The following is a 21,923-nucleotide window of genomic DNA, read 5'->3' as shown; positions in this document are numbered from 1 at the left end:
CCCGCCTCCTGAAAACTGTTTAGCCTTGGAGCGCCTCAAGCAGGCTGACCGCCGCCATCATGTCGCGCTTGCGGGCCGAGCGACGCGCCACCGCCTCGGCATCCCGGCCCCAATGCTCGATCTGCCAGTCCTCGTCGACATGGGCCGCGGCCCAAGCTTCCTCGGCGTCGAGTTCGCCGAAATCGACGGCTAAGGCCAGCAGCGCCGAGCCGGTCAGAGATGTCATGACATGGATGGCTGCCAGCCGCATCGGCTCGGAGCGTTGGCCAAGATGCGTGCCGAGGACGGCAATGGTTTCGCGCGGCTGCTCGACATGGATGATACCTTCGGCGAGGTTGAAGCGCGCGCGGAGGCTGCTGCGCGCCCAGTCCAGCACCGGATCCCAGTGCTTGTTCTGGCGATCGACCAGCCCCTGCGGGCCATCGGCGCGGTAGCACAAAAGATCGGACGAGGCGAAGCGCAGCACATCCTCCAGCACCGCCTGCGGGTCGGAGGCGACGCCGTCGATGGCGGTGTTGACGAGCCGCATGACGGGCATCGTCACCGGATCGATGACCTCGGTCTGGGCGCTGAACTCGTCGGCCACAAGCGCTGCAGCCTTTTCGGTCGGCAGCACCATCACGGCCTTGCCCGGCGTGCGCACCGGCCGGCCGTCGAGATGAACGGCAAAACCGTTCTCGACGGGCGCTACCGAGACAGCATTGTAGAAACGCTTTGGCAGCGGCGTCTTCATCTGAATTTGGGCACGGCGCACCGGATCGGGATCGGAGAGCAGCTTTCCGGCTTCGAGGTCTTCGAGGATATCGCGCATGCCGAACTCCTTAGAGCAATTCCGGGAAAAGTGTGAAGCGGTTTTCCGTCCGGAATTGCTCCAAAACAACAAAGAGATAAGGCAGCTCGCCGTTTTCGCGAAGCGGCGAGCTGACTTAGGGCGCTGGCTGCCTGCGCGCCGGCCGGTTGACGATGATCAGCCCGGCCGCGATCAGGCCGAGCGCCAGGATTATCCTGGCCGTCGGCGGTTCGCCCAACAGCACCGCGCCGCACAGGACGCCGAACACCGGCGACAGGAAGGCGAAGCTCGACAGGCTTGCCGCCGGATAGCGCGTGAGCAGCCAGAACCACAACACATAGGTGAAGGCGACGATATAGAAAGACTGGAACATCAGCGCCAGCGTCGGCAAGGCAGCCACCGCGCGGATTGGCGGACCGGCGAAAGGCATCACCAGAATACCGACGACTCCGGCGCCGGCCAGTTGGTAGAGTAGCAGCTTCTCCGCGCGTGTCTCGACGAGCTTCGATCGCTTGATGACGATGCTGGTCGCCGCCCAGAGAATGCCCGAGCCGAGGCTGAGCAGATCACCGGTCAGCGTTGCGTCGCTGCCGGCAGCGATGCCGTCGGAGAAGACCGCCGCAAGGCCGCAGAAGGCCAGAACAAGCCCACCGAGCTTGCGCGCGTTGATGCGCTCGCCAAGTAGGAAATGGCCGCCGATCAGCACCCAGAAAGGCATGGTGTTGACCAGGAGTGTGTTGCGGGCAACGGTCGTGTATTCGAGACCTATATACAGGCACAGGAACTCGACGCCGAAGAGCACGCCGACGAGGATGCCGGAGGCCAGCGTCCCATCCGTTTCGAAGAGCTTGATGCCGCGCAGCCGGCACCAGGCGAACACGCAGGCTCCCCCGATGAGCGAACGGGCGATCGAGACGAAGACGGGGTCGTAGCCCGCATAGGAGATCTTAGCGGCGACGTAATTCAGCCCCCAGGAGAATGTCAGCCCGACCATTATGGCCGCCGCCGCCATGTCGACCGCATCGCGGCGATCCAATACGGGCGCTGCAGTCAATCTCAATCCTCCGCGCTCTGCTCATCAAAACCGATCAGGTTCCAGCTCTGGCGCATATGTGGCGGCATCGGCGCCGTCACGTCGATGGTACCCTGGTCGGGATGCGGGATGATTATGCGGCGCGCATGCAGGTGCAGGCGGTTCTGAATGCCGCCCGGGAAATCCCAGTTGGTATCGGCCTCGAAATATTTGGGGTCGCCGATGATCGGGCACCCTATGTAGGCGGCGTGAACGCGAAGTTGGTGAGTGCGGCCGGTATAGGGCTCCATCTCCAGCCAGGTCATCGTCTGCGCCGCCTGCTCGATGACGCGGTAGTAGGAGACGGCGTGGTCGGCGCCCTTCTCTCCATGCGCGGCCACGCGCACGCGGTCGCCATCCTCCGTCGGTTCCTTGATCAGCCAGGTCGAGATCTTGTCCTCGCGCTTGGGCGGCACACCCTTGACCAGCGCCCAGTAGGTTTTCTTGGTTTCGCGCGCGCGGAACGATTCCGAAAGCTTCATCGCGGCAAGACGAGTGCGGGCAACCACCAGCACGCCGGACGTGTCGCGGTCGAGGCGGTGGACGAGGCGCGGCTTCTCACCCTTCTTGTTGCGCCAAGCCTCCAGCATGTCGTCAACGTTGCGGGTGACGCCGGAGCCGCCCTGCACGGCGAGGCCGGCGGGCTTGTTGAAGACGAAGACTTTCGGATCCTCGTGCAGAAGCATCTTGGCGAGCACATCGGCATCGCCCTGGTTGCGGATCGAGTGGCCGGTGAGCGGCGCATCGCCCTTCTTGTCGACGTCGAGCGGCGGAACCCGAACGGACTGGCCGGGTTCGACGCGCGTGTCGGCCTTCACCCGGCCGCCATCGACGCGGATCTGGCCCGAACGCAACAACTTTTGCAGGTGGCCGAAGCCGAGGCCCGGGTAATGGACCTTGAACCAGCGGTCGAGCCGCATGCCCGCCTCGCCGGCCTCAACCGTGATCTGTTCAACACCTGCCATGGATACGCTTTTCCGTTTGAAAGCGGCGCCATAGCACTAAGGCAGGCATTGTGCGAGCCACAGACCCAACAAAGCGCGAAGATTGCCCCAATCGCAGCCATCCGATGTTCGGCCGCACGCTGGCCGACCCTGGATTGAAGCGGGGCCGTAGTCAGTTGGCGGCGGCTTTCGGCTTGGATGAGCCGATCATCTTCCAGTTCTTGTAGAAGACGGAATTGATGCGCTCCACGCTGACCGAGACGATGGAGAGAAGGCCCGCTATCAGTTTTGGGAACGGAGATGGGCGGATGATGTCGACGAAGACGCAGTAGCGGCGGCCGTCATATTCGTTGACCGAGCGGTGGAACAGCGTGTCGTCGAAGATGAACAAGGGGCTATCGTACCAATAGTTCTTCTTGCTGCCGCACTGGACGAAGATCTCCGCCTGCACCGGAATCAGATTGTAGAGGATGCGCAGGCTGAGCCGCAGCGGACCGAAATGCCAGGACGTGGATTCACGCTTGCTGAAAACGGACACAGCGATCGTCTTGATGTATTTGTAATCCTTGTTGAATTCGGGAACGTTGTCGATCTTGTGCTTGCCGTACCACTGGTAGACATACATGCCGCGCCGGCCGGCGCCGAAATTGGCGTCGATATCGGCGATGATCTCGTCCTTGCGGGCCTTGAAGACACCCAGGACCTCGTTGATCTCACGCTGATAGTCCTCAGGGAACTGCTCGGGTTTCCAGACGCCGGGGTTGCGGTAGCAGAGAAGGTCGACGATCAGGTTGAACGGCGACAGCAGCCAGGTGAACAGGCCGTTGCCGAGGAAGTAGCGCTCGAACAGGTTCCGGTTCTTCTGGTCGTTGCGCATGACATCGATCAGGCCGCAGACGACCCAGATCGCGGTCAGGACCGGTATGAAATAGAAGGCGAACGCGAGAATCACGACGGCGATGGCGGCCTTGCGGAGCGTCTTGACGGTTTGCTTTGTCATTGTCATTCGCGCGGGAGCGCGATCCTGTTCCACGGGACAAAATCACGGCGACCCCCGCCAGCCGTTCGTCTTGATAGGATTTTTTGTTTCCCGGCACAATGCCGCAGCAGGCGTGGTCCACCATGGCGTGGCTCGGCGAAGCATGCCGACCGCCGGCCGCGCAACTCAGCTGTTCCGCTCGCTCCGCAGCTTCGCCCAGTACTCCAGCCGCTTGCGGATATCTCGCTCGAACCCGCGTTCCGGCGGATCGTAGAAGGTGTGCCGGCCCATCTTTTCCGGAAAATAATCTTGGCCGGAAAACGCGTCCGGCTCGTCATGGTCGTAGCGGTAGCCGGCGCCGTAGTCTTCCTGCTTCATCAGCTTGGTCGGCGCGTTGAGGATGTGCTTGGGCGGCAGCAGCGAGCCGAACTCCTTGGCCGCGGCGGTCGCGGCCTTGAAGGCTGTGTAGACGGCGTTCGATTTCGGCGCGGTGGCGAGGTAGACGGCGGCTTGAGCGAAGGCGAGTTCGCCCTCGGGCGAGCCCAGATAGTCATAGGCGTCCTTGGCCGCATTGGCGACGACAAGCGCCTGCGGATCGGCGAGCCCGATATCCTCCACCGCCATGCGCACCAGCCGGCGGCCGAGATAGAGCGGATCCTCGCCGGCATCGAACATACGGGCAAGATAATAGAGCGCCGCATCCGGATCGGAGCCGCGTACCGATTTGTGCAGAGCCGAGATCAGATTGTAGTGGCCGTCCTGGCCCTTGTCATAGATCGGCGCGCGGCGCTGGATGACACGCTGCAGGCCTTCGGGACCGAACACCTCGCCTTTCTTAGCTGCGCGCCAGACTTCCTCGGCCAGCGTCAGCGAAGCGCGGCCGTCGCCGTCAGCCATGCGGATCAGCATCGCGCGCGCCTCTTCGTCGAGCGGCAGCGCCCTGCCCTCGGTTTCTTCCGCCCGGGCCAGAAGCTTGGCGATGCTTTCCTCGCCCAGCGAACGGAACACCAGCACACGCGCTCGCGACAGAAGTGCGGCATTCAGCTCGAAGGACGGGTTCTCCGTGGTGGCGCCGACCAGCACCACGGTGCCGTCTTCCATGACCGGGAGAAAGCCGTCTTGCTGGGCACGGTTGAAGCGATGGATCTCGTCGACGAAGAGCAGCGTCTGGCGGCCGTTGGTTCGCCTGAGCTTTGCCGCTTCGAACACTTTCTTGAGGTCCGCGACGCCCGAAAACACGGCAGAGATCTGCTCGAAGGCAAGGTTGGTCTCGCCGGCGAGCAGCCGAGCCACGGTCGTCTTGCCGGTGCCGGGCGGACCCCAGAAGATCATCGAGCCGAGCGAACCGGAATCGATCAGCCTGGTCAGCGCGCCGTCGGGGCCGGTCAGATGCTCCTGGCCGACGACCTCGCCGAGGTTTTTTGGGCGCAGCCGGTCGGCCAGCGGCCGCCCGGGCGGCGCCTTTTCCGGCTCATCGGAATTGAACAGATCGGCCATGCAAGTCTTTTGGTTGAAATGCGATCCCGCTCTTTTGAGAGCATGATCTTGTCCGAATGCCGGTTCCCGCTTTTTGCTATGCGGATCTTCGGTTCGGGATCATGCTCTAAATGGGCAGACAGCCTCAATAACGCAACACCTGGCGCAGTATCTGCCCGCCGCGCTCGACGGTAAAGCGCCACCAGCGCGTGTCCTGCTGGGCGACCTGTGCCAGCGTCGCAGCGGTGTCGATGGTGGTGCCGTTCACCTCACGCACGATATCGCCGGGCTGGAAGCCGAAATCGGCAGCCGGCGAATCGCGGCTGATATCGATGACCGTGACCCCCTTGAGATCAGTGCGCAGGCCAAGCCGCTGAGCAAGCCTGGGCGAAAGTTCCGCGACCTTGGCGCCGGAAAAGGGACTGCGGCCGCGCAGAGTGACTTCGCTGGCCTTGGCGCCTTCCGGCGCGCGCTCCAGCGGGATTTCCAGCGTCGCCTGCTGCCCCTTGCTCAGCACGGCGAAGGTTGCCTTGGTGCCGATCGACAGCGTTGCCATGCGGTAGTCGAGCGCCTCGATGCTTTCGACCGGCGTGTTGTTGAGCGACAGGATGACGTCGCCCGGCTTGAGGCCGGCCTTGCCGGCGGGCCCGGCCGCGTCCACCGACGACACCAGCGCGCCGGTCGGCTTCTCCATGCCGAGCGATTCGGCGATCTGCGGCGTCACCATTTCGAACTCGGCGCCGATATAGGGACGCTCGAAGAAGTCGAGCCCAGCCTTGGCGGCGTCGGCGAAGGCGCGCACCATGTTCGAGGGAATGGCGAAGCCGATGCCGATCGAGCCGCCGCTGCGGCTGTAGATCGCGGTGTTGATGCCGACCAGCTGGCCGCCCATGTTGATCAGCGCGCCGCCCGAATTGCCGGGATTGATGGCCGCATCGGTCTGGATGAAATAGCCCGAGTCCGAGACGCCGATATGGCTGCGGGCGAGCGCCGAGACTATGCCGCTGGTGGTGGTCTGGCCGACGCCGAACGGGTTGCCGATGGCGAGCACCAGGTCGCCGACCTCGAGCGCGTCGGAATCGCCGATGGCAATCACCGGGAACGGCTTGTCGGCCGAGATCTTGAGCACGGCGAGATCGAGCGTCTCGTCCTTCAGCATGACCTTGGAGGTGAACTCGCGCCCGTCCGCGGTCGCGACCTTCACCTCATCGGCATCCTTGATGACATGGAAATTGGTGACGATGACGCCGCTCGGATCGACCAGCACGCCCGAGCCCAGCGAGGACTGCGCGCGCGGCTGGGCGCGGCCGAAGAACTCCTCGAAGAAGGGATCGCCCTCGAAAGGCGACGTCACCTTGGCGGTCTGCGAGGCATAGACATTGACGACGGCCGGGGCCGTCTGCTTGACCAGCGGCGCAAAGGAGAGCTGCACCTCCTCGCGGCCGAAGGGCACGCGCTTGTCGGGTCCGGACGTGCCGTTCTCGCCTTCGACGCCATGCAACAGGTCGGTCAGCACATCGGAGAGCCCGGGATCGGCGGGCTTGGCGGTGTTCTCGGCCAATGCCTGCGGCATGGCCGGCGCAGCGACGAAGGCGGCCAGCGCGCAAAGGCCAACAAGAAACAGCCGTTTAAGGTGCATTCCGAATCCTCCAAGTCGGGCGCCATTGTCCTGACGATTGTGCAAAATGAAAGGCTAATGCACATAATTGCGATACTTGTCGCGCAAAAGCGTGAAGCCGGAAGTGAAATTCCTCAGCCCGGCTCAAACCGCTCCAAATGCAAAAAGGGGCCCGAAGGCCCCTTGAAGTCATTGATGAAAGCGCGTGCTTCAGGCGGCCGCGGTTTCCTCGTTGGCGCCTTCCGCCTCGATACGGGCACGGTCGGCGGCGCCCTTGGCCGAGGTGTCGCGGTCGACGAATTCGATCACCGCCATCGCGGCGTTGTCGCCCTTGCGGAAGCCCGCCTTCATGATGCGCAGATAGCCGCCGTTGCGCTGCGCGTAACGCGGTGCGATCGTGTCGAACAGGCGCTTCACGACCGGCTCGTTGCCGATCTGGGCGATGACCTGACGACGGGCGTGCAGGTCGCCGCGCTTGCCGAGCGTGACAAGCTTCTCGACGATCGGACGCAGGTCCTTCGCCTTCGGCAGGGTGGTGACGATCTGCTCGTGCTCGATCAGAGACACGGCAAGGTTGGCGAACATCGACTTGCGGTGGCTTACGCTGCGGGCGAAGCGACGGCCTTTGAAACCGTGGCGCATGGCTCTTTTCCTTCTTCAGTTGTTCAAGAGGCCACGGCCCCTGATGGTTTTCCGCATGACCGTCGGATCGAGCGGCTCGCGCCGCCGATCCTTGGAATTCATGCTCAATATTGGTCTTCGTAACGCTTGGCGAGGTCTTCGATGTTTTCCGGCGGCCAGTCCGGCACTTCCATGCCGAGATGAAGGCCCATGGCCGCCAGCACTTCCTTGATCTCGTTCAGCGACTTGCGGCCGAAGTTCGGGGTGCGCAGCATCTCGGCTTCGGTCTTCTGGATCAGGTCGCCGATATAGACGATGTTGTCGTTCTTCAGGCAGTTGGCCGAACGCACCGACAGCTCGAGCTCGTCGACCTTCTTGAGCAGCGCCGGATTGAAGGCGAGCTCGGTGACGGCTTCGGCTGCGACTTCCTTCTGCGGCTCGTCGAAATTGACGAACAGCGCGAGCTGGTCCTGCAGGATGCGGGCGGCGAACGCGACCGCGTCCTCGCCCGAGATCGAGCCGTTGGTCTCGATAGTCATGGTCAGCTTGTCATAGTCGAGCACCTGGCCCTCGCGGGTGTTCTCGACCTTGTAGGAGACCTTCTTGACCGGCGAGTAGAGCGAGTCGACCGGGATCAGGCCGATCGGCGCGTCCTCGGCGCGGTTGCGCTCTGCCGGGACATAGCCCTTGCCGGTGTCGACGGTGAACTCCATGCGGATCTCGGCGCCCTCGTCCAGCGTGCAGATGACGTGGTCGGGGTTGAGGATCTCGACGTCGCCCACGGTCTGGATGTCGCCGGCGAGCACGGCGCCCGGACCCTGCTTGCGCACGACCATGCGCTTGGGGCCGTCGCCTTCCATGCGGATGGCGATTTCCTTGATGTTGAGCACGATGTCGGTCACGTCCTCGCGCACGCCGGCGATGGACGAGAATTCATGCAGCACGCCGTCGATCTGCACGGCGGTGACAGCCGCGCCGCGCAGCGAAGACAGAAGCACGCGCCGCAGCGCATTGCCCAGCGTCAGACCAAAGCCGCGCTCGAGCGGCTCGGCCACCAGCGTGGTCAGCGTCTTCTTCTTCGACGAGAACTCGATCTTGTTCGGCTTGATCAGTTCCTGCCAGTTTTTCTGGATCATAAATATCTTCCTTCCTTTGCCCCGCCACCATCCAATCGTGGCGGGCGACACGGAAAACCGCGGAGGAACGCCGTGGCGTTCGCGCGGCGTTTAAAAATCAGACGCGGCGCTTCTTGCGCGGACGGCAGCCATTGTGCGGGATTGGCGTCACGTCGCGGATCGAGGTGATGGTGAAGCCGGCCGCCTGCAGCGCGCGAAGGGCCGATTCACGGCCGGAGCCGGGTCCGCAGACCTCGACCTCGAGCATACGCATGCCGTGCTCCTGCGCCTTCTTGGCGACGTCCTCGGCAGCCATCTGGGCGGCGAACGGGGTCGACTTGCGCGAACCCTTGAAGCCCTGGGCACCAGCCGACGACCAGGCAATCGAATTGCCCTGCGCGTCGGTGATGGTGATCATGGTGTTGTTGAAGGTCGAATTGACGTGGGCAACGCCCGACGAGATGTTCTTGCGTTCGCGACGGCGAACACGAGCGGCTTCCTTGGCCATGATAGTCCTTTCAGTTGATCTCTACACCGCCGTAATGCCAGCGGCTCCACCTTGGGAAGGCAGTAGGGGAGTAAGGCGGTAAGGGAGTAGGGAAAACGCGATCCCTATTGCCTTACTGCCCTACTCCCGCACTCCCCTAATTACTTCTTCTTGCCGGCGATCGCCTTGGCCGGACCCTTGCGGGTGCGCGCATTGGTGTGCGTGCGCTGGCCGCGGACCGGCAGCGAGCGGCGGTGACGCAGGCCGCGGTAGCAGCCGAGGTCCATGAGCCGCTTGATGTTCATCGAGACTTCGCGGCGCAGGTCGCCTTCGACCTGGTAGTCGCGGTCGATCGTCTCGCGGATCTGCAGCACTTCCGCGTCGGTCAACTGGTTGACGCGGCGGTCCGCCGGGATGCCGACCTTGTCGACGATCTCCTGGGCAAACTTCTTGCCGATGCCGTGAATGTACTGAAGCGCGATGACGACGCGCTTGTTGGTCGGAATGTTAACGCCGGCTATGCGAGCCATTTTCTTCTCTTTCTCCATGTAGGCCGGACGAGCCGGCGTTCAAGTTACCCCGCGTCCGGTGGAGGCCGGCCCCTGCGGGAGTTTCCTGGTTCAAAGCGGATGCCTTGCCCGCAAGGGCAAGCAAAGTCCATGCCTGATAGGAAGACGGGCCGCCATACCCCAACGGCCCACTTCAGTCAAGCGCAATCGTCAATTGTCGCAAGCGCAATCGTTAATTGTCTGCCCGGCCTACTTCGCTGCGGCCGCGAGCACCTTGCCGATCTCGGCAGTCACCGCGTCAATAGTGGCCATGCCGTCGACGGTCTTGAGCTTGCCCTTGGCGTAGTAGTAACCGGTCAGCGGCGCCGTCTTCTTGTAATATTCGCGCAGGCGTTCCTCGAATACCGTCGGGTTGTCGTCCTTGCGCACCGGCTGGCCGGCGGCCTTGGCATCCTCGGCGCGTTTGACGATTCGGCCAACCAGCGCCTTGTCGTCGACGACCAGCTCGATGACGGTGTCGAGCGCGATACCGCGCTCGGCAAGCATGGCCTCGACCGCGTCGGCCTGGACCAGCGTGCGCGGATAGCCGTCGAGAATGAAGCCCTTGGCGCAATCCGGCTGATCGATGCGTTCGGCGACGATGGCGTTGACGATCTCATCCGAGACCAGTTCGCCGGCATCCATCACCGCCTTGGCACGTTTGCCGACCTCGGTTCCGGCCTGGACGGCGGCACGCAGCATGTCGCCCGTCGAGAGCTGAGGGATGCCGTGTTCTTCTACCAGTCTCTGTGCTTGCGTCCCCTTGCCCGCTCCTGGCGGCCCAAGCAATATCAGCCTCATCTGCTCCTCTTACCCCCGCGCAACTTCGACTTCTTGATCAGGCCCTCATACTGGTGCGCGATCAGGTGGCCCTGAATCTGCGCCACCGTATCGAGCGTGACACTGACCACGATCAGAAGCGATGTGCCACCGAGATAGAAAGGTACGCCAGTCGCCGAAATCAGGAACTCCGGCAGCAGGCAGACCAGCACCAGGTAGATGGCGCCGACGACGGTGATACGCGTCAGAACATAATCGATATAATCGGCCGTGCGCTCACCCGGACGATAGCCCGGGATAAAGCCGGAATGCTTCTTGAGCTGGTCGGCCGTGTCCTTCGGGTTGAAGACGATTGCCGTGTAGAAGAAGGCGAAGAAGACGATCATGCCCGCATAGAAGATCATGTAGAGCGGCTGGCCGTGGCCGAGCGAGGCCAGGATCGTGCTTGCCCAGGCCGGCATGTTGGTCGCCTGCGAGAAGCCCGCGACGGTCGCCGGCAGAAGCAGCAGCGAGGACGCGAAGATCGGCGGGATGACGCCCGAGGTGTTGAGCTTCAGCGGCAAATGCGAGGTATCGCCCTGGAACATGCGGTTGCCGACCTGGCGCTTCGGGTACTGGATGAGCAGGCGGCGCTGCGCGCGCTCGAAGAACACGATGAGCGCGATGACGATGATGGCCAGAACGATGATCGCGAGGATCAGGCCCGTCGACAGAGCACCGGTGCGGCCGAGCTCCAGCGTGCCGGAGATCGCACGCGGCAGGCCGGCGACGATGCCGGAGAAGATGATCAGCGAAATGCCATTGCCGATGCCGCGCGCCGTGATCTGCTCGCCGAGCCACATCAGGAACATGGTGCCGCCGACCAGCGTGACGACGGTTGAGATGCGGAAGAACATGCCGGGATCGTTGACGATGCCGTTGCCGCCTTCGAGGCCGACCGAAATGCCGTAGGCCTGGATCAGCGCCAGAAGCACGGTGCCGTAGCGCGTGTACTGGTTGATGATCTTGCGGCCCTGCTCGCCTTCCTTCTTCAGCGCTTCCAGCGACGGGATGACCGAGGTCATCAGCTGCATGATGATAGAGGCGGAGATGTAAGGCATGATGCCCAGCGCGAAGATCGCCATGCGCTGCACGGCGCCGCCGGCAAACATATTGAACATGCCGAGCACGCCCTTGCTCTGCGAGGAGAAGGCCTGGGCGAAGGCGTCGGGGTTGATGCCGGGAAGCGGGATGTAGGTGCCGAGGCGGTAGACGAGCAGCGCGCCGATGGTGAACCAGATGCGCTTCTTGAGATCCTCGGCCTTGGCGAAGGCCGCGAAATTCAGATTGGAGGCTAGTTGTTCAGCAGCCGAAGCCATGCCTGATTCTCCGCTAGAGCATGATGCCGAAAAGTGTGGAGCGGTTTCCGGACGACATCTGCTCTACTTCATTGACTTCCGTGTCACGCTCGATGCCCGCAGCTCAGGCGGCGCGTGTCACCGAAGCTCACGAGATAAGCTCCGGACCGTAAACATGCAAGCGGCCGCGTTGACGCGGCCGCCCCATTCATCTGATCAAAGCGCGGTTCGACGGAAAATGCGAAGTCATCCCGGTCGGCCGCGCTTCAAATCGCCGTTACTCGGCGGCGGCCGCTTCCGGCAGCTTCACCGAACCGCCGGCCTTCTCGATCTTCTCGATCGCGGCCTTGGAGGCGCCGGCGACGTCGAAGGAGAGCTTGGCCTTGAGCTCGCCGTCGGACAGCACGCGCACGCCGTCCTTGGCGCGACGGATGACGCCCGCGGCAACCAGGGCCTCAGCCGTCACAGCCGCCTTGGCGTCGAGCTTCTTGGCGTCGATCGCCGCCTGGATCTTGGCCAGCGACACAATCGCGAAGCTCTTGCCGAACAGGTTGTTGAAGCCGCGCTTCGGCAGGCGTCGATAGAGCGGCATCTGGCCACCCTCGAAGCCGTTGATGGCTACGCCCGAACGGGCCTTCTGGCCCTTGACGCCGCGACCAGCGGTTTTGCCCGAGCCGGAGCCGATGCCGCGACCGAGGCGCTTCCTGGAATGCGTGGCGCCGTCCTTGTCACGCAGATCGTTGAGTTTCATCATTCTTCTCCTGCGCTTCCGTTCACGCCTCGTCCACGACGCGGACGAGGTGCTGGACGGCGGCGATCATGCCGCGCACGGAAGGGGTGTCTTCCAGCGTGCGCCGCTTGTGCATCTTGTTCAGGCCGAGGCCGACCAGCGTCGCGCGCTGCTCCTTCGGCCGGCGGATCGGGGAGCCGATCTGCTCGACGGTAATGGTCTTGGTAGCTTTCTTGGCCATGGTCGAAATCCCTGGTCAGTGTCGACTATTCTTCAGCCGCAACGGCGGTGCCGCGGCGGGCCTGAAGGGTCGAGTACTTGATGCCGCGCGCGGCAGCCACATCCTTCGGATGCATCTGGCTCTTCAGCGCGTCGAAGGTGGCGCGAACCATGTTGTAGGGGTTCGACGAACCCATCGACTTGGCGACCACGTCATGCATGCCGAGCGTCTCAAAGACAGCGCGCATCGGGCCGCCGGCGATGATGCCGGTACCCTGCTTGGCGGCGCGCAGCAGAACGCGCCCGGCGCCCCAACGGCCCTCAACGTCGTGATGCAGCGTGCGGCCCGAACGCAGCGGCACGAAGATCATGTCGCGCTTGGCCGATTCGGTCGCCTTGCGGATGGCTTCCGGCACTTCGCGCGCCTTGCCGTGGCCGAAGCCGACGCGGCCCTTCTGGTCACCGACGACGACGAGAGCGGCAAAGCCGAAACGACGGCCACCCTTCACCACCTTGGCGACACGGTTGATGTGGACGAGCTTGTCCACCATGCCGTCGTCACGCTCTTCGCGTTCACGCTCTCGGCCGCGGCCGCCTTCTCTACGTTCCTGTGCCATGTCCTAGTCCTTGTTCTTTTCCGGAAGCACGGGTTGCTAATTACTGACGCCGCCTTTGGGTCGTCAGCGGCGAAAAATCAGAAGCTGAGACCGCCTTCGCGGGCAGCCTCGGCCAGCGCCTTGACGCGGCCGTGATAGATGTACGGGCCGCGATCGAAGACGACTTCCTTGACGCCCGCCTTGGCGGCGCGCTCGGCGATCAGCTTGCCGACGGCAGCGGCGGCAGCGGTGTCGGCGCCGGTCTTGAGCGAACCCTTGAGGTCCTTCTCGAGCGTCGAGGCGGCAGCCAGCGTGTGGCCGTTGGCGTCGTCGATCACCTGGACGTAAATGTTCTTCGACGTGCGGTGCACCGAAAGCCGCGGACGCTCGCCGGCGACTTTCTTCAGCTGGCGGCGCACGCGCTGCGCGCGGCGTTGGATGGTTTCTTTGGGGCTTGCCATGATGTCAGTTCCTTGCCTTCAGAAAACGGGGGCAACCCTGTGCGGTAAGCCAAGCCTCCCGCGGCCGCTCCCCGCGGCGTTACACCTCTCCGGCTTGGCCTTTCGGGGCCAGGCCGATTACTTCTTCTTGCCTTCCTTGCGCACGATGCGCTCGTCGGCATAGCGCACGCCCTTGCCCTTGTAGGGCTCGGGACCGCGATATTCGCGGATCTCGGCGGCGACCTGGCCGACCTGCTGCTTGTCGATGCCCGAGACCGTGATTTCGGTCGGCTTCGGCACCGTGATGGTGATGCCCTGGGGGGTCTCATAGACCACGTCGTGGCTGAAGCCGAGGGCCAGCTGCAGGTTCTTGCCCTGCAGCGCCGCGCGATAGCCGACGCCGGTGATCTCGAGCTTCTTCTCGAAGCCGTCCTTCACGCCCTGCAGGATGTTGACGATCTGCGTGCGCGACATGCCCCACTTGGAGCGGGCGGTCTTGGTCTGGTCGCGCGGCTCGACGGAGATCTCGTTGTTCTCCATCTTGACCAGCACTTCGTCGTTCACCACGAACTTCAGCTCGCCCTTGGGGCCCTTCGCCGTCACGGTCTGGCCATTGACGGAGGCGGTCACGCCCTGGGGCAGCGAAACGGGTTTCTTTCCGATACGAGACATTTTGTTGTCCTCGTCACTTCTTTGGTTTCAGGTTCCAGTCCCGGGCGCGATCCCGAGAACCGAAGCCCATTCATCAATCTCTTGGCCGATCAGAAGATCTGGCAGAGAATCTCGCCGCCGACATTCTGCTCGCGCGCTTCATGGTCGGCCATGACGCCCTTCGGCGTCGAGAGGATAGCGATGCCGAGGCCGTTGGCGACCTGCGGGATCGACTTGGCCGAGACATAGACGCGGCGGCCAGGCTTCGAGACGCGCTCGATCTCGCGCACCACCGGGGCACCATCGAAATATTTCAGCTCGATCTCGATTTCCGACTTGCCGTTTTCGAAGTCGGTCTGGCTGTAGTCGCGGATATAGCCCTCCGACTTCAGCACTTCGAGGACGCGGGCACGCAGACGCGAGGCCGGGGTCGAAACGCTCGACTTCTTGCGGCCATAGGCGTTGCGGATGCGGGTCAGCATATCGCCGAGAGGATCGCTCAATGACATCTCAGTGTCTCCTTACCAGCTCGACTTGACCAGGCCCGGGATCTGGCCGGTATTGCCCAGATCGCGAAGCGCGATACGCGAAAGCTTCAGCTTGCGATAATAAGCGCGCGGACGGCCCGTCACCTCGCAGCGGTTGCGGATGCGGATCTTGGCCGAGTTGCGCGGCAGTGCCGAAAGCTTCAACTGGGCGCGGAAACGCTCTTCCATCGGCTTGGACTGATCCATGATGATGGCCTTGAGCGCCGTGCGCTTGGCGGCGTACTGGTCGGCGAGCTTACGGCGCCGGTTGTTCTTCTCGACTGAGCTGGTCTTTGCCATTTCAGATTTTTCCTTTTTCGCTGCCGTTACTGGCGGAAGGGGAAGTTGAAGGCCTTGAGCAGCGCTCTGGCCTCATCATCCGTCTTCGCCGTCGTACAAACGATGACGTCCATGCCCCAGACCTGATCAACCTTGTCGTAGTTGATCTCCGGGAACACGATGTGTTCCTTGATGCCCATGGCGTAGTTGCCACGGCCGTCAAAGCTCTTCGGGTTCAGTCCGCGGAAGTCGCGAACGCGCGGCAACGCGATGTTCACGAGGCGGTCGAGGAACTCATACATGCGTTCCTTGCGCAGCGTGACCTTGGCGCCGATCGGCATGTTCTCGCGCACCTTGAAGCCGGCAATCGAGTTGCGGGCGCGGGTGACCACGGCCTTCTGGCCGGCGATCAGCGCCAGGTCCTCGGCCGCGACCGAGGGCTTCTTGGAGTCTGCGGTTGCCTCGCCGACACCCATGTTCAGCACGATCTTGTCGATGCGCGGAACCTGCATGTCGTTGTCGTAGCCGAACTGCTCCTGCATCGCCTTGCGGATGGTCTCGTTGTAGACCTTCTTGAGGCGCGGCTCGTTCTTGGCAGCCGCCTGCTTGGTTTCAGCCTTAGCCATTGATGACTTCTCCCGAACGCTTGGCGACGCGCACCTTCTTGCCGTCCTTCTGGATGGTGAAGCCGACCCGGGTCGGCTTGCCGTCCTTGGGGTCGGCCAGCGCGATATTCGACAGGTGGATCGGCGCTTCCTTGGTGATGATCCCGCCCTCTTGGGACTGGCTCTGCTTCTGGTGACGGCGAATGAGGTTCACGCCGCGGACAACCGCGGTGTCTTCCTTCGGCTGCACCGACAGGACTTCGCCCGAACGGCCCTTGTCCTTGCCGGCAAGCACGACGACCTTGTCGCCTTTTTTGATCTTTTGCATTGGTCCGGCTCCTTACAGCACTTCAGGCGCGAGCGAGATGATCTTCATGTGGTTCTTGGCGCGCAACTCGCGCGGAACCGGCCCGAAGATACGCGTGCCGATCGGCTCTTTCTTATTGTCGACGAGAACGGCCGCGTTCTTGTCGAAACGGATCACGCTGCCGTCCGGGCGGCGGATGTCCTTGGCCGTGCGAACCACGACCGCCTTCATCACATCGCCCTTCTTAACGCGGCCGCGCGGAATGGCTTCCTTGATCGACACCACAATGATGTCGCCGACGGAGGCATATTTCCGCTTCGAGCCGCCCAGCACCTTGATGCACATGACACGACGGGCGCCGGAATTGTCCGCGACGTCGAGGTTTGTTTGCATCTGAATCATGACTGGCCGCCTTCTTCTTTTCTAACGGGACGGGTTCTTCACCCCTCCCCGGTCTGTCCAAAATTCGGTTCGTTCGCCCGGATCAAGCCTGATCCGAAGAGACGACAACCCAGCGCTTGTCCTTCGAAATCGGCTTCGATTCCTGGATGAACACCTGGTCGCCGACCTTGTGTGCGTTGTTCTCGTCGTGCGCCTTGTACTTCTTGGTCATGCGCACGGTCTTCTTCATCACCGGATGGGTGAAGCGACGCTCGACCTTGACCACGACCGTCTTCTCGTTCTTGTCGCTGACGACGGTGCCCTGCAGGATGCGCTTTGGCATGGTCTTAACCCTTCTTGGCCGCGGCTTTTTCCGCGGCGATGGTCTTGATGCGCGCGATGTCCTTGCGGACCTGCTTCACGCGCGCGGTCTTTTCGAGCTGGCCGGTGGCCTTCTGGAAGCGCAGGTTGAACTGCTCCTTCTTGAGAGCGGCCAGGTCGTCGGTCAGCTGATCCTGGGTCTTGGTCCGGATGTCTTCGGCTTTCATGATCGCCTGTCCTTATTCTGCGATGCGCTGCACGAAGCGCGTCTTGACCGAGAGCTTGGCGGCGCCGAGACGCAGCGCTTCACGAGCAGTCTCCTCGCTGACGCCGTCGATCTCGAACATGATACGGCCGGGCTTGACGCGCGCCGCCCAATAGTCGACGGCGCCCTTGCCCTTACCCATGCGGACTTCGGTCGGCTTCGAGGTGACCGGCAGGTCCGGGAACACCCGGATCCAGACGCGGCCGGCGCGCTTCATCTCGCGGGTGATCGCGCGGCGGGCCGCCTCGATCTCGCGCGCGGTTACGCGGTTCGGCTCAAGCGCCTTCAGCCCGAAACCGCCGAAATCCAGGTTGGTGCCGCCCTTGGCGGTACCGTGGATACGGCCCTTGAACTGCTTGCGGAACTTTGTGCGCTTTGGCTGCAGCATCGTTCTAACTCCAAATTCTCAAATGTCTCAGGCGTTCTCGCGACGGCGGCCGCGTTCGCGCTCGCCACCAGCACCGCCGCCGCCATGCGCGGCATCACCTTCGGTTGCACGGCGCTCGGAAGCCATCGGGTCATGCTCGAGGATCTCGCCCTTGAACACCCACACCTTGACGCCGCAGATACCGTAGGCCGTGTTCGCCTCGGCCGTGCCGTAGTCGACATCGGCGCGGAGCGTATGCAGCGGCACGCGGCCTTCGCGGTACCACTCCATACGCGCGATTTCGGCGCCGCCGAGACGGCCAGAGCAGTTGATGCGGATGCCTTCGGCGCCGAGACGCATGGCCGACTGAACGGCACGCTTCATGGCACGGCGGAACGCGATACGGCGCTCGAGCTGCTGGGCGATCGACTGGGCGATCAGCGTGGCGTCGATTTCCGGCTTGCGCACTTCAACGATGTTGAGATGCGTTTCGGACTTCGTCATCTCGGTCAGCTTCTTGCGAAGCTTCTCGATGTCGGCGCCCTTCTTGCCGATGATGAGGCCCGGGCGCGCGGCGTGGATGGTGACGCGGCACTTCTTGTGCGGACGCTCGATCACGACCTTCGAGATCGCGGCCTGCTTGAGCTCCTTCTCGAGATACTTGCGGATCTTGAGGTCCTCATGCAGCAGTTGGCCGTACTCGCCGGTGTTCGCGAACCAGCGCGAATCCCAGGTACGGTTGATGCCGAGACGCAGCCCGATCGGATTGACTTTCTGGCCCATTATGCGGCCTCCCCTTTTTCCTCGACTTCACGAACGACGATCGTGAGGTGCGAGAACGGCTTTTCGATACGGCTGGCGCGACCGCGGCCACGAGCGTGGAAACGCTTCATGACGATCGACTTGCCGACATAGGCTTCCGCCACGACCAGCGCATCGACGTCGAGGTCGTGATTGTTTTCCGCGTTGGCGATCGCCGATTCCAGCGTCTTCTTGACCGTGCCGGAAATCCGCTTGGCCGAGAATTCGAGGTCGGAAAGCGCTGTCGCGACCTTCTTGCCGCGGATCAGCGCGGCAACCAGGTTCAGCTTCTGCGGGCTGATGCGGATCGTGCGCAGAACGGCACGCGCCTCGTTATCAGCAAGCCTGCGCGGAGCTTTGGCCTTGCCCATGATTATTTCCTCTTCGCCTTCTTATCCGCGCCGTGACCGTAATAGGTCCGGGTCGGAGCGAATTCACCGAACTTGTGGCCGACCATGTCCTCGTTCACCGAGACCGGGACGTGCTTCTGGCCGTTGTAGACACCGAAGGTGAGGCCGACGAACTGCGGCAGGATGGTGGAGCGACGGCTCCACATCTTGATCACCTCATTGCGACCACCTTCACGAACCTTGTCCACCTTCTTGAGAAGGTAGCCGTCGATGAAGGGGCCTTTCCAAATCGAACGAGTCACTTGGCGTTACCTCTTCTTAGCTCTTGCGCTGATGGCGCGAGCGCAGGATGAACTTGTCGGTCGCCTTGTTGGACCGCGTCTTCTTGCCCTTGGTCGGCTTGCCCCAGGGCGAAACCGGATGGCGGCCACCCGAGGTGCGGCCTTCGCCGCCGCCATGCGGATGGTCGACCGGGTTCATGGCCACGCCGCGATTGTGCGGGCGCTTGCCGCGCCACACGGTGCGACCGGCCTTGCCGTCATTGATGTTGCCGTGGTCGGGGTTCGACACCGCGCCGACGGTCGCCATGCAGGAGCCGTGCACGACGCGCTGCTCGCCCGAGTTGAGGCGCAGGATCGCCATGCCCTGGTCGCGGCCGACGAGCTGGGCGTAACCGCCAGCCGAACGGGCGACCTGGCCGCCCTTGCCCGGCTTCAGCTCGATGTTGTGGACGATCGTGCCGACCGGCATCGAGGCCAGGGGCATCGCGTTGCCCGGCTTCACGTCGACCGCTTCGCCGGCCACGATCTTGTCGCCGGCGGCAAGACGCTGCGGGGCCAGGATGTAGGACAGCTCGCCATCGTCATACTTGACCAGCGCGATGAAGGCGGTGCGGTTCGGATCGTATTCGATACGCTCGACCGTGCCGACGACATCGTACTTCTTACGCTTGAAGTCGATGATGCGGTACGAACGCTTGTGACCGCCGCCGATGAAGCGGGCCGTGATGCGGCCGTAATTGTTGCGGCCGCCCGACTTGGTCAGGCCTTCGGTGAGGCCCTTGACGGGCTTGCCCTTGTAGAGGCCCGAGCGGTCGACGATGACCAGCTGGCGGGTGCTCGGCGTTACCGGGTTGAATTTCTTAAGTGCCATTGTCCTGTCCTCGCGGCCTTGCTCAGAGACCCGTCGCGACGTCGATCGACTGGCCGTCGGCCAGCGTCACAACCGCCTTCTTGACGTCGCCCTGGCGGCCAACGGTGCCGCGGAAGCGCTTGATCTTGCCCTTGCGGACGAGCGTGTTCACAGCCGTGACCTTGACGCCGAAGAGAGCTTCCACGGCAGCCTTGATTTCCGGCTTCGACGCCTTCTTGGCGACGTTGAAGACGACCTGGTTCTGCTCGGAAGCCATGGTCGACTTTTCGGTGATCGCCGGCGAGACGATCACGTCGTAGTGACGGAGGTCGGTCATTTGAAGCGCTCCTCGAGAGCCTCGACGGCGGCCTTGGAAAGGACCAGCGTGCCGCGGCGCAGAATGTCGTAGACGTTGATGCCCTGGATGGGCAGAACGTCGATGTTCGGGATGTTGGTAGCCGCCAGCTTGAAGTTCTGGTCGAGCTCGGCGCCGCCGATCACCAGGGCATTGGTCAGCCCCAGCGTCTCGAGGTTCGCCGCCAGCGCCTTGGTCTTGGCTTCGGCGAGCTTCAGCTCGTCGACGATGATCAGCGAAGCGCTCTTGGCCTTGGCCGAGAGAGCATGCTTCAGGCCCAGAGCACGGACCTTCTTCGGCAGCTCGTGCTCATGGCTGCGAATGACCGGGCCGTGAGCCTTGCCGCCGCCGCGGAACTGCGGAGCGCGAGCCGAGTGGTGACGGGCGCGGCCCGTACCCTTCTGCTTGTACATCTTGGCGCCGGTGCGCGCGATTTCGGCGCGGCCCTTGGCCTTGTGCGTGCCCTGCTGCTTCTTGGCGAGCTGCCAGCGCACGACGCGCTGCAGGATGTCTTCGCGCGGATCAAGGCCGAAAATCTCCTCGGAGAGTTTCACCTTGCCGGCGTCCTTGCCGCCCAGCGTTGTGATCTTGAGATCCATTATTCGGCTCCCTCAGTGGCCGGGGCTTCGTTCTTGGCGGCGGCAGCGGCACGGATCGCGGCAGGCTTCGGCGCATTGGCCGGGAGCGCCGCCTTGGCGGCATCGCGAACCAGGATCCAAGCGCCTTTGACGCCGGGAACCGCGCCGCGGATCAGGATCAGGCCGCGGTCGGCGTCGGTCGAGACGACCTCGACATTCTGCGTGGTGACGCGGGTGTCGCCCATGTGGCCGGCCATCTTCTTGCCCTTGAACACCTTGCCGGGGTCCTGGCGCTGACCGGTCGAACCGTGCGTGCGGTGCGAGACCGAGTTACCGTGGGTCGCGCGGCCACCACCCATGTTGTGCCGCTTGATGACGCCCTGGAAACCCTTGCCGGTCGAGGTGCCGGTGACGTCGACCTTCTGGCCGGCGACGAAATGCTCGACCGTCAGCTCGGCGCCGACGTCGATCATGTTGTCGGCCGAGACGCGGAACTCGGCGAGCTTCGCCTTCGGCTCGACGGAGGCGGCGGCGAAATGGCCGCGCATCGCTTTCGACGTGTTCTTCACCTTGGCAAGGCCAACGCCGAGCTGGACGGCGGTGTAGCCGTTCTTCTCCTGCGTGCGCTGAGCCACGACCTGGCAGTTCTCCATCTGGAGAACAGTGACGGGAACGTGCTCACCGGCATCGTTGTAGATGCGGGTCATTCCCACCTTCTTTGCAATCACACCTGAACGCATCGGTTCAATTCCTTTAGAGTTCCGGGCCAGGGGCACGCCCCTTACCGCGCTCTCAATCCCTTAGAGCTTGATCTCGACGTCGACACCGGCGGCCAGATCGAGCTTCATCAAAGCATCAACCGTCTGCGGGGTCGGATCGACAATGTCGAGAAGCCGCTTGTGCGTGCGCATTTCGAACTGCTCACGGCTCTTCTTGTCGACGTGGGGCGACCGGTTGACCGTGAATTTTTCGATCCGCGTCGGCAGCGGAATGGGGCCGCGGACGTTGGCGCCGGTGCGCTTGGCGGTCGACACGATTTCGCGCGTCGAGGCGTCGAGCACCCGGTGGTCAAACGCTTTAAGGCGGATGCGGATATTCTGTCCGTTCATGCGTCAATTCCTTGTTCTGGCGCGGCGCGGGCAGCTCCCGCGCCCGCGACAGATCCGTTTCAGTCCAATTATTCCTTGATGGTGACGACGATGCCGGCACCGACGGTGCGGCCGCCTTCACGGATGGCGAAGCGCAGCTTCTCT

33 protein-coding genes and 1 pseudogene are annotated in these 21,923 nt (G+C 63.2%); all 34 read right to left on the bottom strand.

The window, feature by feature from the left end; all coding sequences use genetic code 11:
* Nucleotides 1–19: 19 nt before the first annotated feature.
* Nucleotides 20–811, bottom strand: coding sequence for an ATP12 family chaperone protein (locus FJW06_RS28905; protein WP_140756920.1), 792 nt, complete (start codon nucleotides 809–811; stop codon nucleotides 20–22).
* 115 nt (nucleotides 812–926) lie between these two features.
* Nucleotides 927–1,802 carry a DMT family transporter gene (locus FJW06_RS28895; RefSeq protein WP_140756932.1) on the bottom strand — a complete coding sequence of 292 codons (876 nt, stop codon included), beginning with the start codon at nucleotides 1,800–1,802 and terminating at the stop codon, nucleotides 927–929.
* 44 nt (nucleotides 1,803–1,846) lie between these two features.
* Nucleotides 1,847–2,827 (bottom strand): RluA family pseudouridine synthase, encoded by a 981-nt coding sequence (locus FJW06_RS28890; protein WP_140756916.1) that lies wholly within the window; start codon nucleotides 2,825–2,827, stop codon nucleotides 1,847–1,849.
* Nucleotides 2,828–2,978: 151 nt separating this feature from the next.
* On the bottom strand, nucleotides 2,979–3,806 hold the full coding sequence (locus tag FJW06_RS28885) for an aspartyl/asparaginyl beta-hydroxylase domain-containing protein (RefSeq protein WP_140756914.1): 828 nt from the start codon (nucleotides 3,804–3,806) through the stop codon (nucleotides 2,979–2,981).
* A 165-nt stretch (nucleotides 3,807–3,971) separates the two neighbouring features.
* On the bottom strand, nucleotides 3,972–5,282 hold the full coding sequence (locus tag FJW06_RS28880) for a replication-associated recombination protein A (protein WP_140756912.1): 1,311 nt from the start codon (nucleotides 5,280–5,282) through the stop codon (nucleotides 3,972–3,974).
* A gap of 124 nt (nucleotides 5,283–5,406) precedes the next feature.
* The gene (locus FJW06_RS28875; protein WP_140756910.1) at nucleotides 5,407–6,900 is read right to left on the bottom strand and encodes a DegQ family serine endoprotease; all 1,494 of its coding nucleotides are present in this window, start codon (nucleotides 6,898–6,900) and stop codon (nucleotides 5,407–5,409) included.
* A gap of 189 nt (nucleotides 6,901–7,089) precedes the next feature.
* A complete protein-coding gene (gene rplQ, locus FJW06_RS28870; RefSeq protein WP_140756908.1) occupies nucleotides 7,090–7,521 on the bottom strand; it encodes a 50S ribosomal protein L17 in 432 nt (143 codons plus the stop codon).
* 104 nt (nucleotides 7,522–7,625) lie between these two features.
* Nucleotides 7,626–8,636: a DNA-directed RNA polymerase subunit alpha gene (locus FJW06_RS28865; protein ID WP_040983001.1), complete on the bottom strand. Its 1,011-nt coding sequence runs from the start codon at nucleotides 8,634–8,636 to the stop codon at nucleotides 7,626–7,628.
* Between the two features lie 97 nt (nucleotides 8,637–8,733).
* Nucleotides 8,734–9,123, bottom strand: coding sequence for a 30S ribosomal protein S11 (gene rpsK, locus FJW06_RS28860; protein ID WP_006205444.1), 390 nt, complete (start codon nucleotides 9,121–9,123; stop codon nucleotides 8,734–8,736).
* Between the two features lie 140 nt (nucleotides 9,124–9,263).
* Nucleotides 9,264–9,632: a 30S ribosomal protein S13 gene (gene rpsM / locus FJW06_RS28855; RefSeq protein ID WP_027170351.1), complete on the bottom strand. Its 369-nt coding sequence runs from the start codon at nucleotides 9,630–9,632 to the stop codon at nucleotides 9,264–9,266.
* A 228-nt stretch (nucleotides 9,633–9,860) separates the two neighbouring features.
* The gene (locus FJW06_RS28850) at nucleotides 9,861–10,451 is read right to left on the bottom strand and encodes an adenylate kinase (RefSeq protein WP_140756906.1); all 591 of its coding nucleotides are present in this window, start codon (nucleotides 10,449–10,451) and stop codon (nucleotides 9,861–9,863) included.
* On the bottom strand, nucleotides 10,448–11,788 hold the full coding sequence (secY, locus tag FJW06_RS28845; protein WP_140756904.1) for a preprotein translocase subunit SecY: 1,341 nt from the start codon (nucleotides 11,786–11,788) through the stop codon (nucleotides 10,448–10,450). The genes FJW06_RS28850 and secY overlap by 4 nt, the downstream gene beginning before the upstream one ends.
* A gap of 256 nt (nucleotides 11,789–12,044) precedes the next feature.
* On the bottom strand, nucleotides 12,045–12,518 hold the full coding sequence (gene rplO, locus FJW06_RS28840; protein WP_040994634.1) for a 50S ribosomal protein L15: 474 nt from the start codon (nucleotides 12,516–12,518) through the stop codon (nucleotides 12,045–12,047).
* 22 nt (nucleotides 12,519–12,540) lie between these two features.
* Nucleotides 12,541–12,738, bottom strand: a complete 198-nt coding sequence (gene rpmD, locus FJW06_RS28835) for a 50S ribosomal protein L30 (protein ID WP_027170355.1) — start codon at nucleotides 12,736–12,738, stop codon at nucleotides 12,541–12,543.
* A 25-nt stretch (nucleotides 12,739–12,763) separates the two neighbouring features.
* Complete coding sequence (gene rpsE / locus FJW06_RS28830; protein ID WP_027046810.1) at nucleotides 12,764–13,333, bottom strand: 30S ribosomal protein S5; 570 nt, start codon at nucleotides 13,331–13,333, stop codon at nucleotides 12,764–12,766.
* A gap of 77 nt (nucleotides 13,334–13,410) precedes the next feature.
* Nucleotides 13,411–13,773 carry a 50S ribosomal protein L18 gene (rplR, locus tag FJW06_RS28825; protein WP_095765507.1) on the bottom strand — a complete coding sequence of 121 codons (363 nt, stop codon included), beginning with the start codon at nucleotides 13,771–13,773 and terminating at the stop codon, nucleotides 13,411–13,413.
* Between the two features lie 117 nt (nucleotides 13,774–13,890).
* Nucleotides 13,891–14,424 (bottom strand): 50S ribosomal protein L6, encoded by a 534-nt coding sequence (rplF, locus tag FJW06_RS28820; protein WP_042642203.1) that lies wholly within the window; start codon nucleotides 14,422–14,424, stop codon nucleotides 13,891–13,893.
* Nucleotides 14,425–14,513: 89 nt separating this feature from the next.
* Nucleotides 14,514–14,912, bottom strand: a complete 399-nt coding sequence (gene rpsH, locus FJW06_RS28815; RefSeq protein WP_042642201.1) for a 30S ribosomal protein S8 — start codon at nucleotides 14,910–14,912, stop codon at nucleotides 14,514–14,516.
* A 12-nt stretch (nucleotides 14,913–14,924) separates the two neighbouring features.
* The gene (rpsN, locus tag FJW06_RS28810) at nucleotides 14,925–15,230 is read right to left on the bottom strand and encodes a 30S ribosomal protein S14 (protein ID WP_042642199.1); all 306 of its coding nucleotides are present in this window, start codon (nucleotides 15,228–15,230) and stop codon (nucleotides 14,925–14,927) included.
* Nucleotides 15,231–15,256: 26 nt separating this feature from the next.
* Nucleotides 15,257–15,835, bottom strand: a complete 579-nt coding sequence (rplE, locus tag FJW06_RS28805) for a 50S ribosomal protein L5 (RefSeq protein ID WP_140756902.1) — start codon at nucleotides 15,833–15,835, stop codon at nucleotides 15,257–15,259.
* A complete protein-coding gene (rplX, locus tag FJW06_RS28800; RefSeq protein ID WP_140756900.1) occupies nucleotides 15,828–16,142 on the bottom strand; it encodes a 50S ribosomal protein L24 in 315 nt (104 codons plus the stop codon). The genes rplE and rplX overlap by 8 nt, the downstream gene beginning before the upstream one ends.
* Nucleotides 16,143–16,154: 12 nt before the next feature.
* The gene (gene rplN, locus FJW06_RS28795; protein ID WP_006205457.1) at nucleotides 16,155–16,523 is read right to left on the bottom strand and encodes a 50S ribosomal protein L14; all 369 of its coding nucleotides are present in this window, start codon (nucleotides 16,521–16,523) and stop codon (nucleotides 16,155–16,157) included.
* An 82-nt stretch (nucleotides 16,524–16,605) separates the two neighbouring features.
* Complete coding sequence (gene rpsQ, locus FJW06_RS28790) at nucleotides 16,606–16,845, bottom strand: 30S ribosomal protein S17 (RefSeq protein WP_023675136.1); 240 nt, start codon at nucleotides 16,843–16,845, stop codon at nucleotides 16,606–16,608.
* Between the two features lie 4 nt (nucleotides 16,846–16,849).
* Nucleotides 16,850–17,050, bottom strand: a complete 201-nt coding sequence (gene rpmC, locus FJW06_RS28785) for a 50S ribosomal protein L29 (RefSeq protein ID WP_042642190.1) — start codon at nucleotides 17,048–17,050, stop codon at nucleotides 16,850–16,852.
* A 12-nt stretch (nucleotides 17,051–17,062) separates the two neighbouring features.
* Nucleotides 17,063–17,476, bottom strand: coding sequence for a 50S ribosomal protein L16 (rplP, locus tag FJW06_RS28780; protein ID WP_027170364.1), 414 nt, complete (start codon nucleotides 17,474–17,476; stop codon nucleotides 17,063–17,065).
* Between the two features lie 27 nt (nucleotides 17,477–17,503).
* Complete coding sequence (rpsC, locus tag FJW06_RS28775; protein WP_112129139.1) at nucleotides 17,504–18,238, bottom strand: 30S ribosomal protein S3; 735 nt, start codon at nucleotides 18,236–18,238, stop codon at nucleotides 17,504–17,506.
* Nucleotides 18,238–18,627 (bottom strand): 50S ribosomal protein L22, encoded by a 390-nt coding sequence (gene rplV / locus FJW06_RS28770; RefSeq protein WP_010909277.1) that lies wholly within the window; start codon nucleotides 18,625–18,627, stop codon nucleotides 18,238–18,240. The genes rpsC and rplV overlap by 1 nt, the downstream gene beginning before the upstream one ends.
* Before the next feature lie 2 nt (nucleotides 18,628–18,629).
* Complete coding sequence (gene rpsS / locus FJW06_RS28765; RefSeq protein WP_015317982.1) at nucleotides 18,630–18,908, bottom strand: 30S ribosomal protein S19; 279 nt, start codon at nucleotides 18,906–18,908, stop codon at nucleotides 18,630–18,632.
* A gap of 16 nt (nucleotides 18,909–18,924) precedes the next feature.
* Complete coding sequence (rplB, locus tag FJW06_RS28760) at nucleotides 18,925–19,758, bottom strand: 50S ribosomal protein L2 (RefSeq protein ID WP_140756898.1); 834 nt, start codon at nucleotides 19,756–19,758, stop codon at nucleotides 18,925–18,927.
* 22 nt (nucleotides 19,759–19,780) lie between these two features.
* Nucleotides 19,781–20,074: a 50S ribosomal protein L23 gene (locus FJW06_RS28755; protein ID WP_040983033.1), complete on the bottom strand. Its 294-nt coding sequence runs from the start codon at nucleotides 20,072–20,074 to the stop codon at nucleotides 19,781–19,783.
* Nucleotides 20,071–20,691 carry a 50S ribosomal protein L4 gene (gene rplD / locus FJW06_RS28750; RefSeq protein ID WP_140756896.1) on the bottom strand — a complete coding sequence of 207 codons (621 nt, stop codon included), beginning with the start codon at nucleotides 20,689–20,691 and terminating at the stop codon, nucleotides 20,071–20,073. The genes FJW06_RS28755 and rplD overlap by 4 nt, the downstream gene beginning before the upstream one ends.
* On the bottom strand, nucleotides 20,691–21,410 hold the full coding sequence (gene rplC, locus FJW06_RS28745) for a 50S ribosomal protein L3 (protein WP_140756894.1): 720 nt from the start codon (nucleotides 21,408–21,410) through the stop codon (nucleotides 20,691–20,693). Before rplC ends, rplD begins: the two co-directional genes overlap by 1 nt.
* A gap of 60 nt (nucleotides 21,411–21,470) precedes the next feature.
* Complete coding sequence (gene rpsJ / locus FJW06_RS28740; RefSeq protein ID WP_006205468.1) at nucleotides 21,471–21,779, bottom strand: 30S ribosomal protein S10; 309 nt, start codon at nucleotides 21,777–21,779, stop codon at nucleotides 21,471–21,473.
* Between the two features lie 68 nt (nucleotides 21,780–21,847).
* A pseudogene (locus FJW06_RS28735) lies at nucleotides 21,848–21,923 on the bottom strand (elongation factor Tu); the annotation flags it as partial.

It is taken from the genome of Mesorhizobium sp. B4-1-3 (assembly GCF_006439355.1).
Classification (GTDB): domain Bacteria; phylum Pseudomonadota; class Alphaproteobacteria; order Rhizobiales; family Rhizobiaceae; genus Mesorhizobium.
The sequence above is the reverse complement of the archived record's forward strand: the minus strand, read 5'-3'. Positions and strand labels throughout refer to the sequence as shown.